Annotated in this window: 16 protein-coding genes, 1 pseudogene and 1 riboswitch; of the genes and pseudogenes, 7 read left to right on the top strand and 10 right to left on the bottom strand. The window is 59.4% G+C overall.

Features of this window, described 5'->3' with window-relative positions; translation table 11 throughout:
- Positions 1 to 45 precede the first annotated feature (45 nt).
- Positions 46 to 277, bottom strand: a riboswitch (cobalamin riboswitch).
- 153 nt (positions 278 to 430) lie between these two features.
- Together ACWIKB_RS12400 and ACWIKB_RS12395 are read left to right on the top strand one after the other, a co-directional pair.
- On the top strand, positions 431 to 1,015 hold the full coding sequence (locus tag ACWIKB_RS12400) for a hypothetical protein (protein WP_475267103.1): 585 nt from the start codon (positions 431 to 433) through the stop codon (positions 1,013 to 1,015).
- Positions 1,016 to 1,083: 68 nt separating this feature from the next.
- Positions 1,084 to 2,397: a PQQ-dependent sugar dehydrogenase gene (locus ACWIKB_RS12395; protein ID WP_475267101.1), complete on the top strand. Its 1,314-nt coding sequence runs from the start codon at positions 1,084 to 1,086 to the stop codon at positions 2,395 to 2,397.
- A 128-nt stretch (positions 2,398 to 2,525) separates the two neighbouring features.
- Here ACWIKB_RS12395 and ACWIKB_RS12390 read toward each other — a convergent pair whose 3' ends face one another.
- From ACWIKB_RS12390 to ACWIKB_RS12365, 6 genes are all read right to left on the bottom strand, one after another.
- Positions 2,526 to 3,179 carry an O-methyltransferase gene (locus ACWIKB_RS12390; RefSeq protein ID WP_475267099.1) on the bottom strand — a complete coding sequence of 218 codons (654 nt, stop codon included), beginning with the start codon at positions 3,177 to 3,179 and terminating at the stop codon, positions 2,526 to 2,528.
- A 22-nt stretch (positions 3,180 to 3,201) separates the two neighbouring features.
- Positions 3,202 to 3,741 carry a C40 family peptidase gene (locus tag ACWIKB_RS12385; RefSeq protein WP_475267097.1) on the bottom strand — a complete coding sequence of 180 codons (540 nt, stop codon included), beginning with the start codon at positions 3,739 to 3,741 and terminating at the stop codon, positions 3,202 to 3,204.
- Positions 3,742 to 3,907: 166 nt separating this feature from the next.
- A complete protein-coding gene (locus tag ACWIKB_RS12380; RefSeq protein ID WP_475267095.1) occupies positions 3,908 to 4,546 on the bottom strand; it encodes a C40 family peptidase in 639 nt (212 codons plus the stop codon).
- A gap of 226 nt (positions 4,547 to 4,772) precedes the next feature.
- Positions 4,773 to 5,477: a DnaA regulatory inactivator Hda gene (gene hda / locus ACWIKB_RS12375; protein WP_054049492.1), complete on the bottom strand. Its 705-nt coding sequence runs from the start codon at positions 5,475 to 5,477 to the stop codon at positions 4,773 to 4,775.
- 230 nt (positions 5,478 to 5,707) lie between these two features.
- Positions 5,708 to 6,781 (bottom strand): AI-2E family transporter, encoded by a 1,074-nt coding sequence (locus ACWIKB_RS12370; protein ID WP_475267092.1) that lies wholly within the window; start codon positions 6,779 to 6,781, stop codon positions 5,708 to 5,710.
- Between the two features lie 39 nt (positions 6,782 to 6,820).
- Positions 6,821 to 7,879, bottom strand: coding sequence for a DUF2066 domain-containing protein (locus ACWIKB_RS12365; RefSeq protein ID WP_475267090.1), 1,059 nt, complete (start codon positions 7,877 to 7,879; stop codon positions 6,821 to 6,823).
- Positions 7,880 to 8,262: 383 nt separating this feature from the next.
- Between ACWIKB_RS12365 and purM the strand changes: the two genes are divergently transcribed.
- From purM to ACWIKB_RS12350, 3 genes are read left to right on the top strand one after another with little or no spacing between them, the layout of a single operon-like run.
- Positions 8,263 to 9,321: a phosphoribosylformylglycinamidine cyclo-ligase gene (gene purM / locus ACWIKB_RS12360; RefSeq protein WP_008148639.1), complete on the top strand. Its 1,059-nt coding sequence runs from the start codon at positions 8,263 to 8,265 to the stop codon at positions 9,319 to 9,321.
- Complete coding sequence (gene purN / locus ACWIKB_RS12355) at positions 9,321 to 9,971, top strand: phosphoribosylglycinamide formyltransferase (protein ID WP_475267089.1); 651 nt, start codon at positions 9,321 to 9,323, stop codon at positions 9,969 to 9,971. The genes purM and purN overlap by 1 nt, the downstream gene beginning before the upstream one ends.
- A gap of 8 nt (positions 9,972 to 9,979) precedes the next feature.
- Complete coding sequence (locus tag ACWIKB_RS12350; RefSeq protein ID WP_475267088.1) at positions 9,980 to 10,693, top strand: DUF3108 domain-containing protein; 714 nt, start codon at positions 9,980 to 9,982, stop codon at positions 10,691 to 10,693.
- A gap of 186 nt (positions 10,694 to 10,879) precedes the next feature.
- Here ACWIKB_RS12350 and ACWIKB_RS12345 read toward each other — a convergent pair whose 3' ends face one another.
- Entirely contained in the window at positions 10,880 to 11,743 is an 864-nt protein-coding gene (locus tag ACWIKB_RS12345; RefSeq protein ID WP_475267372.1) for a methyl-accepting chemotaxis protein, read from the bottom strand.
- Positions 11,735 to 12,505: pseudogene (locus ACWIKB_RS12340) on the bottom strand (MCP four helix bundle domain-containing protein); the annotation flags it as partial. The gene ACWIKB_RS12345 and the pseudogene ACWIKB_RS12340, both read right to left, overlap by 9 nt.
- A 310-nt stretch (positions 12,506 to 12,815) precedes the next feature.
- Between ACWIKB_RS12340 and ACWIKB_RS12335 the strand changes: the two are divergent.
- Positions 12,816 to 13,232, top strand: a complete 417-nt coding sequence (locus ACWIKB_RS12335; protein ID WP_475267086.1) for an OsmC family protein — start codon at positions 12,816 to 12,818, stop codon at positions 13,230 to 13,232.
- Between the two features lie 61 nt (positions 13,233 to 13,293).
- A complete protein-coding gene (locus tag ACWIKB_RS12330) occupies positions 13,294 to 14,157 on the top strand; it encodes a pirin family protein (RefSeq protein WP_475267084.1) in 864 nt (287 codons plus the stop codon).
- A gap of 216 nt (positions 14,158 to 14,373) precedes the next feature.
- Here the strand turns inward: ACWIKB_RS12330 and ACWIKB_RS12325 are convergent, their stop codons facing one another.
- On the bottom strand, positions 14,374 to 15,102 hold the full coding sequence (locus tag ACWIKB_RS12325) for a dienelactone hydrolase family protein (RefSeq protein WP_475267083.1): 729 nt from the start codon (positions 15,100 to 15,102) through the stop codon (positions 14,374 to 14,376).
- 61 nt (positions 15,103 to 15,163) lie between these two features.
- A complete protein-coding gene (gene htpG, locus ACWIKB_RS12320; protein WP_475267081.1) occupies positions 15,164 to 17,068 on the bottom strand; it encodes a molecular chaperone HtpG in 1,905 nt (634 codons plus the stop codon).

The raw sequence follows: 17,068 nt of genomic DNA, 5'->3' as shown, positions 1-17,068 counted from the left end.
AGGCACAAGAATAGACGGCAAGAAGCCTGGCATCGCCCACCGTGATGCCGCTGGATGGATCAGGCCGGTCTCCGGGCTCATGAGCGGTTTGCACCGGACTGCGCGCCTTCCCATATCGACAGTCGACACAGTGGCTCAAGGCGCAGCCTTTACTCATTTACCGTTGCGGGGGCAGCGCCGGGATCGTGAACTTCTTCGTTTGAAGAGAGGACTCACCGGCTTCCCTGTTTCACTCTGTCGACCGCAGCCACAGAGCACCTGAAACAAGTCGCGAAGGTTAGAGGGTTGGGGGTGGAGCGTCAATTAAAGCCGGGGCGCCGCCGGGCGAATATCTGCCGTCGATCAATTATCCGACGTCATTCTTGTGCCACACTCCGAGCAGTGATATCAAAGAGCCACATCTCACAACACAATAACAAGGGTGAGCCACATGCAAGGCATGATCATCAGCAATCCGAAGTTGGAATTCCTGCGCCCGCTGCTGGAACGCTGGTTTGACTGTATCGACCGCTACAACGCCGTGCGCGGCGATAACGATACGCCGTACTGGTTTGACGAAAAGGCCAATCTCGGCCTGCTGTCGGCAGCGGCCTGGATGGCGGAAATGGTCACGCTGCAACAGACGCCGACCCGTAAACAGACCGAAGAAGGTGAGCGTAACGCCCGCGCCGATCTGTTTATCGCCACCACCGAAGAACGCGCCTACTTTCAAGCCACGCAGCGTTGGCCAAAGGTCAACAGCTTGAACCTGACACAAGCCCTGGCCGATATCACCGCCGACGCCAAGCGAATCAGCTACGCCAGCGACCTGAAACTCGGCTGCCTGTTCGTCGCCCCGCAAAAGGCCCAGCAAAGTGCGACCCCGGAAGAACTCCAGGACATGGTCGACGACCTGCAAAAGGAACACACCTGCGCCGTCGCCTGGTATTTCCCCTATGCCTACCGCAAGTTGCGCAACGAAGGTGGCCAGTATCACCCGGGCATCGCGGTGCTGTTCAAAGAAGCCCGTGGTTGATGGGTTGAACCATCGCGCGTTTGCGCTTCTCTATTGATAAGGTCAATGCATTCATAGGGAAGATCAGCATGCGCAAGCCCCAGCTCGTTCTCGTCATCGCGCTCGCCGGAGGCCTTGTCGCCTGCGGCGAGACTTCCAGCCTGCAAGTTTCGGATGGCACCGGCCCGTCGCCCAAGCTGCCAGAACCGAACAAAACCCTGATCCCGACGGTGAACATTGCCCCGGCGATCGGCTGGCCGGCCGGCGCAAAACCTACCGCTGCGGCGGGGACCCAGGTCGCGGCATTTGCCGAAGGGCTCGACCATCCGCGCTGGCTCTACGTGTTGCCTAACGGTGATGTGCTGGTGGCGGAAACCAATGCCCCGCCCAAGCCTGATGACTCCAGCGGCATTCGCGGCTGGGTGATGAAGAAAGTCATGGGCCGCGCTGGTGCCGGCGTACCGAGCCCGAACCGCATCACGCTGTTGCGGGACAAGGACCACGACGGCGTGGCCGAAACCCGCACGGTATTCCTGGAAAACCTCAACTCGCCGTTCGGCATGGCCCTGGTCGGTAACGATCTGTACGTGGCTGATTCCGATAAGTTGATCCGCTTCCCCTACAAGGACGGCGAAACCTCCATCACCGCGCCAGCGACCAAAGTCGTCGATTTGCCGGGCGGGACGATCAACCACCACTGGACCAAAAACGTCATCGCCAGCAAGGACGGTAGCAAGCTCTACGTGACAGTTGGCTCCAACAGCAACGTCGGCGAAAACGGCCTGGCCGCCGAAGAAGGTCGCGCGGCGATCTGGGAAGTGGACCGTGCCACCGGCAATCACCGAATCTTCGCCTCGGGCCTGCGTAACCCCAACGGCATGGGCTGGGAACCGAGCAGCGGCGCGTTATGGACGTCGGTCAACGAGCGGGATGAGATCGGCAGCGACCTGGTGCCGGACTACATCACCTCAGTGAAGGACGGCGCGTTCTACGGCTGGCCGTTCAGTTATTACGGGCAGCACGTCGATGTGCGCGTCGAGCCGCAAAACCCGGAAATGGTCGCCAAGGCTATCGCCCCGGATTACGCCGTCGGCCCGCACACCGCTTCGCTGGGCTTCACCTTTGCCGAAGGCAGCAAACTGCCGACACCATTTACCCACGGCGCCTTCATTGGCCAGCACGGTTCATGGAACCGCAAACCGCACAGCGGCTATAAAGTGATTTTCGTGCCATTCGCGGCGGGTAAACCAACCGGGCAGCCGGTGGATGTGCTGACCGGGTTCCTCGATAAAGACGAGAAAGCCATGGGCCGGCCGGTGGGTGTGGTGATTGATCATCAAGGAGGCTTGCTGGTGGCGGATGACGTAGGGAACAAAGTTTGGCGGGTTTCTGCGGCCAAATAAAACGCTTCCTGCCAACACCAAAACCCAATGTGGGAGCGGGCTTGCTCGCGAAGAGGGTGTGTCATTCAACAATAATGTCGACTGACACACCGCTTTCGCGAGCAAGCCCGCTCCCACATTTATAAGCATCAGCGTTTACGGCAAAGCGTTAATCCATCGCCAATCGGCAACAGCGACAAATCCACCCGCACATCCTCCTTCAACGCCCGATTGAGCATCTGAATCGCCCGCGTGTCCGCACTCTCGGGATTGCTCTCCAGCACCCGCCCGCTCCACAAGGTGTTATCGAACACCGCCAGGCCTCCCACCCGCAGCAAACGCAAGGCATGTTCCAGATAGCTCGGGTAATTGGCTTTGTCAGCGTCGATGAAAACCAGATCAAACTGCTCTGGCTGCTGCAGCTGTGCGAGGGTTTCCAGCGCGGGCGCCAGACGCAGGTCGATGCGTTCAGTGAGGCCCGCCTCCTGCCAGTATCGCCGCGCGATGGCGTTGTAGTCGCCGGGGATATCGCAACAGATCAACGAGCCGTCGTCCGGCAACGCCGCCGCCATGCACAAGGCGCTGTAACCGGTGAAGGTGCCGACTTCCAGCAAACGCCTGGCGCCGGTGAGTTTGACCAACAAGGCGAGGAACTGCCCCTGCTCTGGCGCCACTTGCCAGCGAGCCATGGGCAGAGATTGGGTTTCGTCACGCAAACGCTTGAGCAGCGGCGTTTCCCTGAGGGAAACGTCGAGCAGGTACTGATACAGGGAATCGTCGAGATTGAGCGTGCGATTGGTCATCACAACCCCTTGCGCGGAAAACCTACTGATTACGCGCCAGATGCTCAGGTTGCAAGACGCGTTTGGCGCTCAGATAGGCTTTCTGCCAATAGGCTTTGGACAGGCTGTCGAGCTTCACGGTGCCGCCAGTGGCCGGGGCGTGAACAAAGCGGCCTTCACCGACGTAGATGCCGGCGTGGCTGACCTGGGAGCCACCATTGGTGGCGAAGAAAATCAGGTCACCGGTTTGCAGGCCTTCCTTGCCGACATTGGCCGCTTGCATGCTGATCATTTCGCGAGTGGTGCGCGGCAGGGAAATGCCGGTGACGTCACGGTAGACGTAACCGATCAGGCCACTGCAATCGAATCCGGAATCTGGTGTATTGCCGCCCCAGCGATATGGCGTGCCCACCAGGCCGAGGGCGCGAAACAACACGTCTTCCGCTTCAGGGGAGAATGCTTGGGCGGGGCCAAAAATAATCGGCGCTCGAACCACCGGCGCGGGCGGCGGCGGTGTACGGCTGGCGCAGGCGCTGAGCAGCGCTGCGAAGAGCATCAGGGTGAGGCGGGCCGACATCGTCATAAGCAGAGCATCCTGATCTGGCTGCGGCTTTTTTCTGCCGGGAAGACAGAAAAGAAAACCGCCTGCGCAGAGCGCAGGCGGTTTGCCATCAATAATAGATCAGGATTCTAGCGCCTATGCGCCAAACTTCAAGTAAGACTTTAAGTTCGCCTTACATAAAGTGTGCTTACTTGCGAGCGGTGACCACGGTCGGCGCCATCGCGAGTGCGCGCTTGGCTTCGATGAAGGTCTTGCTCCAGTAGCTGTCGCCCAGGCTATCGACTCGCACGCCACCGCTTTTGCGGCTGCTGGAGTGGATGAACTGGTCATCACCGAGGTAAATCCCGGCGTGACTGACACGACCGCGACGACCATTGGTGGCGAAGAACAGCAAATCACCGGGCTTGAGGTTGTTGCGCGCGACCAGCGGGGCATCCACGTTGATCATTTCGCGAGTGGAGCGCGGCAGGTTCATGCCGGCCTCTTCGCGGAACAGGTAGCCGATAAAACCGCTGCAGTCGAAACCGGCTTCAGAGGTACCGCCGAAACGGTAACGGGTACCGATCAGGGACATGCCGCGTTCGAGGATGCTGTCAGCCAGAACCGGAAGCTGGTAAGACTTGCCGTCGGCGAAGCTTGCCAGTTCTTTTTCGGTGGCCGTTTCTTCCTGGAAAAGAGTGTCCTGATACAGGACGGAAGATTGGGCGGTAACAGAGTTTTTGACCTGCTGTTGTTGCTCTTGCTGGGACACTGGAGAGTGAGCAGCGCAACCGAACAACAGGGTGACGAGTGCGAGAGGCACGAGGGGTGCGAAGCGATTTAGCATGGGCACGACCGTGGCTGATAGTTGTAAAGAAGCCGAGACTATGCCCGCTATCAACCTCATTTGCAAATTCAATCGATCTTTTTGTGACTTCTCGGTTTCTCGTTTACATCTAAGCGCTTAAGCCCACTTTGAATGTTTACGCAGCCTGCAGCCCTGCAGGAAAGCGGATTTTCTGGCGCCTGGAATATGCCAAAACCCGCTATAGGCCTTGGATTTACTGGTGTCGCTACCAACCCAGGGTTTCTTTCAGAAAAGGAATCGTCAGCTTGCGCTGAGCTTGAAGGGAGGCCTGGTCGAGACGTTCAAGCAGCTCGAACAACGCACTCATGCTGCGGGTGCCGCGGGTCAAAATAAAATGCCCGACTTCGTCCGTCAGGTGCAAACCGCGACGGGATGCGCGCAATTGCAGGGCTCGCAATTTGTCTTCATCGGACAGCGGACGCATCTGGAAGATCAGCGCCAGGGTCAGCCGGGATTTGAGATCCGCCAGCTTCACCGGCAGTTCACGCGGCGAGGTCGATGCGGCAATCAGCAGGCGCCGACCGCTGTCACGCAGACGATTGAACAGGTGAAACAACGCCTCTTCCCAATCCGCTCGCCCGGCGACTGCCTGTAAGTCGTCGAGGCAAACCAGTTCGTACTGTTCGAGGTTGTCGAGGATTTCGATGCCGCGATCCAGCAACTCGGCCAACGGCAGATACACCGCCGGTTCGCCCATCTGCTCGAACCGCAGGCAGGCGGCCTGCAACAAGTGCGTGCGCCCTACCCCGTCCTTGCCCCAGAGGTAAATCAGGCTTTCGGTCCAGCCGGCATCGGCTTCGCATAGCCGCTCGACATAGCCGAGTGCAGCGGCATTGGCGCCTGGGTAGTAATTGATAAAGGTAGCGTCATCACGCAGACGCACACCTAGGGGCAGCTGAATCGGTTTCATGCTGACTGAACAGTTCCAAAGGAACCGTTAGTGGCCTCTGTGTAAAGTTTGCGAAGTTTATACCCGTGAGGCAGCCCGCACAATGCAGCAGACCACAAGCAAAATCAAAGGTTTGCGTTAATGCGCTGGTTTTATGACAGATTCTTTGGCGGCGCATGTGACAGCCGCGAGAGGGAAACGGGCCAGCCTGGCGGTAAACCAGGCCACCCGCGAGGAGCGATCAGATCGACTTAAAGCTCGGGCTCATCGGCCCCACTGTACATATCCGAATCTTTATACAAATCATGCACATGACGCACCAGCACCATAATCACCGCCGCCACCGGCAACGCCAGCAGCACGCCAGTAAAGCCGAACAGCTCGCCACCGGCCAGAATCGCGAAAATTACCGCCACCGGGTGCAGGCCGATCCGGTCCCCGACCAGCAACGGCGTCAGCACCATGCCTTCCAGCGCCTGCCCGACCATGAACACCGCAGCGATACCGAGCATCGGATACAGGTCGCCATGGAACTGGAACAGTCCGGCAATCAACGCCGCGCCAATCCCGATGACAAACCCCATGTACGGCACAATCGCCGCCAGACCGGCAATCAGGCCGATCAACAGCCCTAACTCCAACCCGACCAGCATCAGGCCCGCGGCATAGATCACGCCCAGCGCCAGCATCACCAGCAATTGCCCGCGTACAAACGCCCCAAGCACTTCATGGCATTCACCGGCCAACGACACCACGCGCTCTTCGCGATCACGGGGCAACAGGCTGCGGATCTTGGCCATCATCAGGTCCCAGTCACGCAGCAGGTAGAAACTCACCACCGGGATCAGCACCAGGTTCGCCAACCAGCCGATCAACGCCAGCCCGGAGGCCGTCGCCTGACTCAGCACCACGCCGACAATGTCGGTGGTCTGGCCCATGTGCTCGCTGATCGCCGCCTTGAGCTTGTCGAACTTCCAGAAATTATCCGACAGCCCGAATTTCGACTGCGCCCACGGCAGCGCCGTGTGCTGCAACCAGTCGAGCATCTGCGGCGCCAGTTCATACAAGCGAAATAACTGCTTGGCGAGCAACGGCACCAGCACCAACAGCAACGTTGTGAAGATCAGGGTAAACAGCGCAAACACCGCCACCACACCCCAGGTTCGCGACAGACCGGCCCTCTCCAGGCGATCCACCAATGGATCGAACAGATAGGCCAACAACAGCGCCACCAGGAATGGCGTCAGTATCGGATGCAATAGCCAGACAAACGCGCAGAGCAGGACCACCCCGCCCAACCAGAACCAACGCCGCGTATCGGCCATGTACAACTCCCTATGCTTCTATATAAAGAAAGAAAACCGTTACCAACGGAATCGCAATTGCGGCACCGGTGCCGGGGCCGGCGCTACGACGGGCGCCGAACCTTCGGCCGGTTGAACCGGTGCGACGGGTGCTGGCGCTTCACCAGCCGGCACCTCCTGCAACTTCGCCAGCGACAACTGCGAGCGCAACTGCTCGGCGCTGCCACTGACCCGATAGACAATATGGTCGCCATCGACGCTGACCAAACGCGCGCCAAATGGGTCCAGCAATCGCCCCAGCGCCGCATAGCGCTCCAGGTTCATACCCTGTACTTCGAGCAATTGCTCGCCCGAAGCCCCCGCCTTGACGACAAACCGTGGCGCCAGTCGCTCAGCGACCGCCAACATGACCGCATCGGCCACTGCGGCTTGATCGGCGCCCTGCACACTGCCCGCTTCCTTCTGGTCGCCGAGCCACAAATGCCATTTGGCCTGCCACTGGCCGCCCTCTTCACGGGCATGCACCGCAAGCAAGGCATCCGCGTTGTAGCGTTCCGATGCACCGCGCAATGGCGCCGCATCCGTACCTTCAAGGTTCGGCGCCGTAGCGACCAGCTGCTCACTCAAATCCGCCAGCGGCAAACGCAAAGGCAAACCACGGTGTTGGGCCGCGCGACGCAGTGGCCCAGCGGTGGCCTGAGCATCGCCCACCAGACTCGACCCCTCGGCGGAGTCGTTCAGCCACCAACCCAGGATCGACGGCCGATTCGCGCCCCACAATGACAGCCCGGCACGTCGCAGCGCCTGCTCGGTGGTCGCCGGGTCGAAATCGACCTTCAACACTTCCGGCGGCCCGGCGTCAAAGCCGTACTGACTGATGATTTGCTGCGGGTCCTTGCGAATCGCCGCCAACCCCGGATTTTGCACGGCCTTGGGATCGCCGGTCAGGCGCAACACCAGCGTATCCAGCGCCGCCTGGGTCGCTTGATCTCGTACCTCGGCACTCTGGCCGCTGACTGGCTGACGGACCTGATAAAGGCCTTTCACGGTTTCGGCATGACTCGCCAGGCTGAAAAGCGACAAACAACCCACAACTAGATATTTGGAGAAAAAACGCATGGAAGATTCCTGACGACAAGAGCGGCTGGAACTGGCCGCGTGAACGTGTTGAGCAAGGCTGTGACCATCGCCCTGGGCAAAACATTCACCCGGCCCCGATAAGTTTTTGGCACTGTCATAACGATAGACGGTTAATGGCGATACCTTATACAGGCATGAGGGACGCCACCAACACGGGCAATAACGGTTTTTTTAACCTGATATGGCCCTGCCGTCGGCGCGAGGATGGCCGCTGCCTCTCAAGCCTGATAAAATCGCGCGCCTTCGCAGACCGGCAACAGCCGGGCAGTGTCGGAATAGCGCGCAAGGCTTTCGCCTACGCTGTTTCGGCGGCCCTAATGGACTCGGTCGTTACCCCTGAATCCCCCCTAAAGGCCTGGATCATGAGCAAGCAACCCTCCCTGAGCTACAAGGACGCCGGTGTAGACATCGACGCCGGTGAAGCATTGGTCGAACGCATCAAGAGCGTCGCCAAGCGCACTGCGCGCCCGGAAGTCATGGGCGGCCTGGGCGGTTTCGGCGCCCTCTGCGAAATCCCGGCCGGCTACAAGCAGCCAGTGCTGGTTTCCGGTACTGACGGCGTCGGCACCAAGCTGCGCCTGGCGCTGAACCTGAACAAGCACGACAGCATCGGCATCGACCTGGTCGCCATGTGCGTCAACGACCTGGTGGTGTGCGGCGCCGAGCCGCTGTTCTTCCTCGACTACTACGCCACCGGCAAACTCAACGTCGAAACCGCGACCCAGGTCGTGACTGGCATCGGCGCCGGCTGCGAACTGTCCGGCTGCTCCCTGGTCGGCGGCGAAACCGCTGAAATGCCAGGCATGTACGAAGGCGAAGACTACGACCTGGCCGGCTTCTGCGTTGGCGTCGTGGAAAAATCCGAAATCATCGACGGTTCCAAAGTCGCTGCCGGCGATGCCCTGCTCGCCCTGCCGTCTTCCGGTCCGCACTCCAATGGCTACTCGCTGATCCGCAAGATCATCGAAGTGTCCGGTGCCGACATCGAAAACATCCAGCTCGACGGCAAACCGCTGACCGACCTGCTGATGGCCCCGACCCGTATCTACGTGAAGCCGCTGCTCAAGCTGATCAAGGAAACCGGCGCCGTCAAAGCCATGGCCCACATCACCGGTGGCGGCCTGCTCGACAACATCCCGCGCGTTCTGCCTAAAGGCGCTCAAGCGGTGGTTGACGTGGCTAGCTGGACTCGCCCGGCCGTATTCGACTGGTTGCAAGAGAAAGGCAACGTCGACGAAAACGAAATGCACCGCGTGCTGAACTGCGGCGTTGGCATGGTGATCTGCGTTGCTCAAGAGCACGTTGAAACCGCCCTGAACGTCCTGCGTGAAGCCGGCGAGCAACCTTGGGTCATCGGTCAGATCTCCACCGCTGCCGAAGGCGCGGCTCAGGTCGAACTGAAGAACCTTAAGGCGCACTAATGTCCGCCACCTGTGATGTCGTGGTGCTGCTCTCCGGCACCGGCAGTAACTTGCAGGCCTTGATCGACAGCACGCGGACCGGCGACAGCCCGGTCCGCATCGCTGCGGTGATTTCCAACCGCGCCGACGCCTACGGCCTGCAACGCGCCAGGGACGCGGGTATCGACACCCGCTCCCTGGATCACAAGGCTTTCGAAGGCCGCGAAGCCTTCGACGCCGCGCTGATCGAACTGATCGACGCCTTCAACCCCAAACTCGTGGTACTCGCCGGCTTCATGCGCATTCTCAGCGCTGGTTTCGTGCGTCACTACCAGGGTCGCCTGCTTAATATCCATCCCTCGCTGCTGCCCAAATACAAAGGGTTACACACTCATCAGCGCGCTTTGGAGGCCGGCGACACCGAGCACGGCTGCTCCGTGCACTTCGTCACCGAGGAACTCGATGGCGGACCACTGGTCGTACAGGCAGTAATACCGGTAGAGTTGCACGATACGCCGCAGAGTCTGGCGCAGCGGGTCCACGTTCAGGAACACCTGATCTACCCGCTGGCCGTACGCTGGTTTGCCGAAGGTCGTTTATCACTCGGCGAACAAGGTGCTTTACTGGATGAAAAGTTACTCGCGGCCAGCGGCCACTTGATTCGAACCTAGGAGATTTTATGCGTCGCGCCCTGCTCTTCGCTTGCGCTCTGTTCGCCCTGCCTCTGGCACAGGCCGCAGACCTTCAACCCTTCTCCGCCAGCTACACCGCCGACTGGAAACAGCTGCCCATGAGCGGCACCGCCGAGCGCAGCCTGACCAAGGGCGCCAACGGTGTTTGGACACTCAGCTTCAAGGCGTCGATGATGATCGCCAGCCTGTCCGAACAAAGCACCCTGACCCTGGACAAAGACACCTTGCTGCCACAGTCCTACCACTTCGAACGAGGGGGCCTGGGCAAAGCCAAGAAGGCTGACCTGGACTTCGACTGGACCACCAAAATGGTCACCGGCACCGATCGTGGTGACGCGGTCAAGATCCCGCTCAACCGCGGCATGGTCGACAAATCCACTTACCAACTGGCCCTGCAACACGACGTGGCCGCTGGCAAGAAAAGCATGAGCTACCAGGTCGTCGATGACGGCGAAGTCGATACCTATGACTTCCGCGTGCTGGGTTCGGAAAAAGTCGATACCAAGGCTGGTCAGATCGATGCGATCAAGGTCGAGCGCGTGCGCGACCCGACACAAAGCAAGCGCATCACCGTCATGTGGTTCGCCAAGGATTGGGATTACCTGCTGGTCCGTCTGCAACAGGTTGAAACCGACGGCAAGGAGTACAACATCATGCTCCTGGACGGTACGGTCAACGGCAAGGCTGTCAAAGGCAGCTGATCCGGCTCCACACCAAAAGCCCCGCGATTGCGGGGCTTTTTTTCGTCTTGAAAAAAGATGCAGGGCCTTGTGGGAGCGGGCTTGCTCGCGAATGCGGTGTGACATTAAGCATTGATGTTGGCTGACACACCGCTTTCGCGAGCAAGCCCGCTCCCACAGGGTTCACTGTTGCTCTCAACTAAGGGATCAGACCGAAAACCGCGCCACCATGCTGTTCAGATCCACCGCCAACCGCGACAACTCCTGGCTCGCCGCACTGGTCTGGTTCGCCCCCGCCGAGGTCTGCAACGCCAGATCACGAATGTTCATCAGGTTGCGATCCACCTCCCGCGCTACCGCGGCCTGTTCTTCCGAGGCACTGGCGATCACGATGTTGCGCTGGTTGATCAAGGTGAACGCCGAGGCAATCTCTTCCAACGCTATGCCTGCGCCTTTCGCCACTTCCAGGGTCGAGCGCGCCCGGCTATTGCTCTGCTGCATCGAGCTGACGGCAGAATCGGTGCCTTGCTGGATGCCGCTGATCATCTGTTCGATTTCCTGAGTCGATTGCTGAGTGCGGTGGGCCAACGCCCGCACCTCATCCGCCACCACGGCAAAGCCGCGCCCGGCATCACCCGCGCGCGCCGCTTCGATTGCCGCATTCAGAGCGAGTAAATTGGTCTGCTCGGCAATCGAGCGAATCACATCCAGCACCTTGCTGATGCCGTAGACCTTCTGCGCCAAGTCTTCAACCTGCGAGGCATTGGCCGTGACATCGTCCGCCAGCGACTCGATGGACAGGACCGTCTGATGCACCTGCGCGCGGCCATGCTGGGCGATCCGGTCAGACTCCCGGGACGCTTCGGAGGTGGCCACCGCATTGCTTGCCACTTCTTCCACCGCCGCCGTCATCTGATTAACCGCCGTGGCGGCCTGCTCGATTTCCAGGCTCTGCTGATGCAGCCCACGAGTAGCGTCTTCCGTGACGCAACTGAGTTCTTCCGAGGCCGAGGCCAATTGGCTGGAGGAATCGGAGATTCTTCGAATGGTTTCCCGCAGGCTCTGCTGCATGCTCTTGAGCGCGTGCAGCAGCCGCGCCGGTTCGTCCTTGCCGGTGATGCTGATGTCGCCGGTCAGGTCGCCGCCCGCCACCACCTCAGCCACCCGCAACGATTGGGACAACGGCAATACGATGCTGCGGGTCAGCAGCAAGGCCAGGCCGACGGTCATCAACGCGGCCAGCCCGACCATCACCCCGACCCACACCCGCGAGTTGCTGAACACCAGACGTGCCGCCTCGGTGGCCAGATTGGCGTTGTGTTTGTTCAACTCCACCAGGGTTTTGAGGGTGACGGCAATATCATCGGCCAACGGGCTCATCTCGCCATTGACGATGACCGCCGCCTCTTCAACCCGCCCTTGGGCAGACAGATTCATCACCTGCCCCTGAAATTGCAGGTACTTTTGCTCCGACGCCTTGAAGCGATCGAACAGCGAGCGCTCCTCGGGCAGCACGATCAACGCGTTGTAGCGCTGCTGCGCATCGCCGAGAACGCCTTTGAGCTCATTGAGCTTGCCGACGTTCTGCGCCAGCGCTGCGGGATCGCGGTTGATCAACAGGCGCATGGTCAGGGCGCGCAGTCGCAGCATGTCCTGACTCATTTCCCCGACCGCCATCACGCTGGGCAACCAATTGTTATCGACCTGATCGGACTGGGCGCGCATGTTCGACATCTGCGCCAACGCAAACGCCCCCAAACCAAACACCATCAACGCCAACAGGCCAAAACCCAGGCTCGCGCGCGGCGCAATATTGAGACTACGGATGCTCATTGCTTTGGTTCCTTCCAAAAATGCACTGCATATCCCTGCAGCGGGTTGCTTTAGAAGGTATCGGCCCGGCGAAAATTTGCGTAAGACCAAAACGTGATATCAAAACGCCTTACTACTTCGATCGTCGGGCGGGAACGATTCAGCGCAAAAGAGCAAAGTCAAAAGATCGTAGCCTTCGGCAGCTCCTGCGCGCGGTGGGAGCTGACGAGGGCTGCGATTTTTTAAAGGAACGCAGCACAGCACGAATGCTCTATACCTTCATGGTCCGTTTTTGCTCGAATGACTTTTCCTACTGCCGAAGAGGTTTCCCATGACTGTTACCGTCAATACCGTTTCCAGCGAAGGCTTTCGTCACACTGTCCAGATCGATGACCACGAACTGTTTGCCGATGTACCGAAGTCCGCCGGCGGCGAAGGCTCGGCACCGGAGCCTCACGATTACTTCGACGCCGCGCTGGGTGCCTGCAAGGCCCTGACCCTGAAGATGTACGCCAAGAAGAAAGACATCCCGCTGACTGGCGTGGGTGTCGAGGTCAAACGCGACAATAGCGAAGAGCAGAAAGGCAAATACGTCCTGCACGTTACCCTCACGCTCAAGGGTGTGCTCACTGACGCCCAGCGTGAGGAGTTATTGCGAGTCGCTGACCGTTGCCCGATTCACAAACTGATGACCACCACCGACGTCACCATCGAAACCCACGCCCCACAGGGCTTCGACAGCCAGTAATTACGACGATGCCAGCGGCGGGTTATGCTCCACGCATCACCCGCTCAGCCTGGAATGCAGCATGAACACGACTCTCGTGATCCGCCCCCGCGCCGAAGATGTCGAAGGCCAACCGATTCTTCGCCCGTTGCCGTCAGCCAAATGCCGCAGCGTCGGGCCTTTCGTGTTTTTCGACCACATGCTCGAAACCCGCTATCCGGCGGGTAAAGGCATGAATATCCGACAACATCCGCACATCGGTCTGTCGACCCTCACCTACCTGTTCCAGGGCCAGATCCAGCACAAGGACAGCCTCGGTTCCGATCAGGTGGTGGACACCGGCGATGTCAGCTGGATGACTGCGGGCAGCGCGATTGCCCACGTTGAACGCACGCCTGAGACGTTGAAAGACAGCGGCTTCACGATGCACGGTTTGCAGATCTGGCTGGCGTCGCCCAAGGAGCATGAGCAAGGTCCGGGACATTACAGTCATCACCCGGCGGCCACGTTGCCGATCAGCGATAACCTCGGCGTGAAGATCCGCATGATCGCCGGGTCAGGCTTTTGCCTGGAATCACCGGTACCGGTGCTTTCTCCTACGTTGTATGCCGAACTGAACCTGCAAACCGCGACGACATTGCTGATTCCTACCGAGCATGAAGAACGGGCACTGTATGTGTTGAGCGGTGATGCACAGCTTGATGGCGAGACGCTGGAGCTGAATTCGCTGGTGGTGTTGCCGGTCGGGGAAGAGATGACGTTGTTTGCCGAGAGCGATTGTCACGTCATGCTGTTCGGCGGTGCGCCACTGGATGGGCCACGGCGGATCAACTGGAATTTTGTGGCAAGCGATCCGGCGGCCATCGATGAGGCGCGTCGGCGTTGGGCGGCCGGGGATTGGCCGACGGTGCCGGGGGAAAGTGAGCGGATCGAATTGCCCCGATAGAGTGTGTTGGCATTGAGGTTTGTGCTTGACTGAAAATCCACCCCTCACCCCAGCCCTCTCCCCAGAGGGGAGAGGGGGAAAGGGAGCAGATCTTCATGTTACTCAGGGGCTGAGTTCGACTCGGTGTTTCAGGTCGATGTAGCTCCAAGAACACCTCGGTCAGTCCCCTCTCCCTCCGGGAGAGGGTTAGGGTGAGGGTGCTTTTGCTTTTCGCGTTTAGCGCTGGAACACTTCATCCAGCAAGTTATGCATCGACACAAATGCCCGCCCTGCGGTCTTCGCGTCATACATCATCTTGCCCGGCACATTGGCATGCGGGTCGGTAAACGAGTGCACGGCGCCGCCGTAGCTCAACAGTTGCCAGTCCACGCCTGCTGCGTTCATTTCAGCTTCAAACGCCGGCAGTTGTTCTTTCGGCACCAACGGATCGGACGCGCCATGCAACACCAGCACCGAACCCTTGATGTTTTTCGCATCGTTGACGTTCGGCGTATCCAGCGAGCCATGGAAAGACACCGCCGCTTTCACTGGCGCACCGCTACGGGCCAGTTCCAACGCGCAGCAACCACCGAAGCAGAAACCGAACGTCGCCAGTTTCGAGGTATCGACCGCCGCCTCACCCTGCCCCTGCAACTGATCAAATGCGGCCTGCATACGCTTGCGTAACAAACCACGGTCATTCTTCAACGGCATCATCGCCGCGCCCGCCTCGTCACCGTTCTGTGGGCGAACCGACTGACCATACAGGTCCGCGAGCAGCACTACGTAGCCCTTGGACGCCACAGACTTGGCGATCTCCTCGGCGCCGGCGCTGACACCCATCCAGTTCGGCGCCATCAGCAAACCCGGGCGCGGGCCTTTATGGGCGGCATCGAAAGCCAGGCGGCTTTCATAGGACTGGCCATCAACCTGATAGACCACGGAACGCACAGTGACTTGGCTCATCTCAAACTCCTAAGTCTCAAGAATGAAAAAACCCGCCGAAGCGGGTTTTTGTACAACTCAGTTAAACCGACAGTTCAACCAGCAGCTTGTTGAGACGGCGCACGTAGGCCGCCGGGTCTTTCAAGCTGTCACCGGCCGCCAGGGCCGCCTGATCGAACAGGATGTGCGACAGGTCGCCGAAGCGCTCGTCACTCTGTTCAGCATCGAGTTTCTCGATCAGCGGGTGAGCCGGGTTGAATTCGAAGATCGGCTTCGAATCCGGAACCTTTTGCCCACTGGCTTCGAGGATCTGACGCATCTGCATGCCCAGGTCCTGCTCGCCGATGGCCAGAATCGCCGGGGAATCGGTCAGACGGTGGGAAACCCGCACTTCAGCGACAGAATCGCCCAGTGCAGTTTTCAGACGCTCAACCAGGCCTTCTTTCGACTTGGCGACTTCTTCCGCGGCTTTCTTGTCCTCTTCCGAGTCCAGGTTGCCCAGGTCCAGGTCACCGCGTGCCACGTCGACAAAGCTCTTGCCGTCGAAGTCGCTGAGGTAGCTCATCAGCCACTCGTCGATACGGTCGGTCAGCAGCAGCACTTCGATGCCTTTCTTGCGGAAGACTTCCAGGTGCGGGCTGTTTTTGACCTGTGCGTAGGTTTCGCCGGTCAGGTAGTAGATCTTGTCCTGACCTTCCTTGGCGCGCGCCAGGTAGTCAGCCAGACCGACCACTTGCTCGCCTTCTTCGCCCTGAGTGGACGCGAAACGCAGCAGGCCAGCGATTTTTTCTTTGTTGGCGAAATCTTCAGCCGGGCCTTCTTTCATGACCTGGCCGAAGTTTTTCCAGAAGCCTTTGTATTGCTCAGGCTCGTTCTTCGCCAGTTTTTCCAGCATGTCGAGAACGCGCTTGGTCAGTGCCGACTTCATGGAATCGATGATCGGGTCTTTCTGCAGGATTTCCCGCGACACGTTCAGCGACAGGTCGTTGGAATCGACCACACCTTTGATGAAGCGCAGGTACAGCGGCAGGAACGACTCGGCCTGATCCATCACGAATACACGCTGCACGTACAGCTTCAGGCCTTTCGGCGCTTCACGCTGGTACAGGTCGAACGGAGCACGGGTCGGCACGTAGAGCAGCGAGCTGTATTCCAGCTTGCCTTCGACCTTGTTGTGGCTCCAGCTCAGCGGGTTCTCGAAGTCATGGGCGATGTGCTTGTAGAACTCCTGATATTCCTCGTCCTTGATCTCGGTGCGAGGACGGGTCCACAGGGCGCTGGCGCGGTTGACGGTTTCCCATTCAACGGCCGGTTTCTCTTCGCCTTCGGCGGCTGCCACTTCTTTCGGCAACTCGATCGGCAAAGCGATGTGATCAGAGTACTTCTTGATGATGTTGCGCAAACGGTAGCCATCGGCGAACTCGTCTTCACCGGATTTCAGGTGCAGGACGATACGGGTGCCGCGCTCGGCTTTCTCAACGGTGGCAACTTCAAAATCGCCTTCGCCCTTGGACGACCAATGCACGCCTTCGCTGGCGGCAGCACCGGCACGACGGCTGAACACGTCGACTTTGTCGGCAACGATGAATGCGGAGTAGAAACCCACACCGAACTGACCGATCAGGTGCGAATCTTTTTTCTGATCGCCAGACAGGTGTTTCATGAAATCAGCGGTGCCGGACTTGGCGATCGTCCCCAGGTGGGTGATCGCGTCTTCGCGGCTCATGCCGATACCGTTGTCTTCGAGGGTGACGGTTTTGGCGTCTTTGTCGAAGCTCACACGGATTTTCAGTTCGGCGCCACCTTCCAGCAACTCAGGCTTGGACAGGGCTTCGAAACGTAATTTGTCGACAGCGTCAGAGGCGTTCGAGATCAATTCGCGAAGGAAAATTTCCTTGTTGGAATACAGCGAATGGATCATGAGGTGCAGCAGTTGCTTCACCTCGGTCTGGAAGCCCAGGGTTTCCTTTTGAGTTTCCACACTCAT

The sequence above is a fragment of the Pseudomonas sp. 5Vm1k genome (genome assembly GCF_056161485.1).
Note: the sequence above shows the minus strand (reverse complement) of the source record. Positions and strands in the feature narration are given on the sequence as shown.

What these genes read in the sequence shown, in the direction of transcription:
- ACWIKB_RS12400 (WP_475267103.1), top strand. Translation starts at nt 431, where the DNA reads ATGCAAGGCATGATCATCAGCAATCCGAAGTTGGAATTCCTGCGCCCG.
- ACWIKB_RS12395 (WP_475267101.1), top strand. Translation starts at nt 1,084, where the DNA reads ATGCGCAAGCCCCAGCTCGTTCTCGTCATCGCGCTCGCCGGAGGCCTT.
- ACWIKB_RS12390 (WP_475267099.1), bottom strand. Translation starts at nt 3,179, where the DNA reads ATGACCAATCGCACGCTCAATCTCGACGATTCCCTGTATCAGTACCTG.
- ACWIKB_RS12385 (WP_475267097.1), bottom strand. Translation starts at nt 3,741, where the DNA reads ATGACGATGTCGGCCCGCCTCACCCTGATGCTCTTCGCAGCGCTGCTC.
- ACWIKB_RS12380 (WP_475267095.1), bottom strand. Translation starts at nt 4,546, where the DNA reads ATGCTAAATCGCTTCGCACCCCTCGTGCCTCTCGCACTCGTCACCCTG.
- hda (WP_054049492.1), bottom strand. Translation starts at nt 5,477, where the DNA reads ATGAAACCGATTCAGCTGCCCCTAGGTGTGCGTCTGCGTGATGACGCT.
- ACWIKB_RS12370 (WP_475267092.1), bottom strand. Translation starts at nt 6,781, where the DNA reads ATGGCCGATACGCGGCGTTGGTTCTGGTTGGGCGGGGTGGTCCTGCTC.
- ACWIKB_RS12365 (WP_475267090.1), bottom strand. Translation starts at nt 7,879, where the DNA reads ATGCGTTTTTTCTCCAAATATCTAGTTGTGGGTTGTTTGTCGCTTTTC.
- purM (WP_008148639.1), top strand. Translation starts at nt 8,263, where the DNA reads ATGAGCAAGCAACCCTCCCTGAGCTACAAGGACGCCGGTGTAGACATC.
- purN (WP_475267089.1), top strand. Translation starts at nt 9,321, where the DNA reads ATGTCCGCCACCTGTGATGTCGTGGTGCTGCTCTCCGGCACCGGCAGT.
- ACWIKB_RS12350 (WP_475267088.1), top strand. Translation starts at nt 9,980, where the DNA reads ATGCGTCGCGCCCTGCTCTTCGCTTGCGCTCTGTTCGCCCTGCCTCTG.
- ACWIKB_RS12345 (WP_475267372.1), bottom strand. Translation starts at nt 11,743, where the DNA reads ATGCAGCAGAGCCTGCGGGAAACCATTCGAAGAATCTCCGATTCCTCC.
- ACWIKB_RS12335 (WP_475267086.1), top strand. Translation starts at nt 12,816, where the DNA reads ATGACTGTTACCGTCAATACCGTTTCCAGCGAAGGCTTTCGTCACACT.
- ACWIKB_RS12330 (WP_475267084.1), top strand. Translation starts at nt 13,294, where the DNA reads ATGAACACGACTCTCGTGATCCGCCCCCGCGCCGAAGATGTCGAAGGC.
- ACWIKB_RS12325 (WP_475267083.1), bottom strand. Translation starts at nt 15,102, where the DNA reads ATGAGCCAAGTCACTGTGCGTTCCGTGGTCTATCAGGTTGATGGCCAG.
- htpG (WP_475267081.1), bottom strand. Translation starts at nt 17,068, where the DNA reads ATGAGTGTGGAAACTCAAAAGGAAACCCTGGGCTTCCAGACCGAGGTG.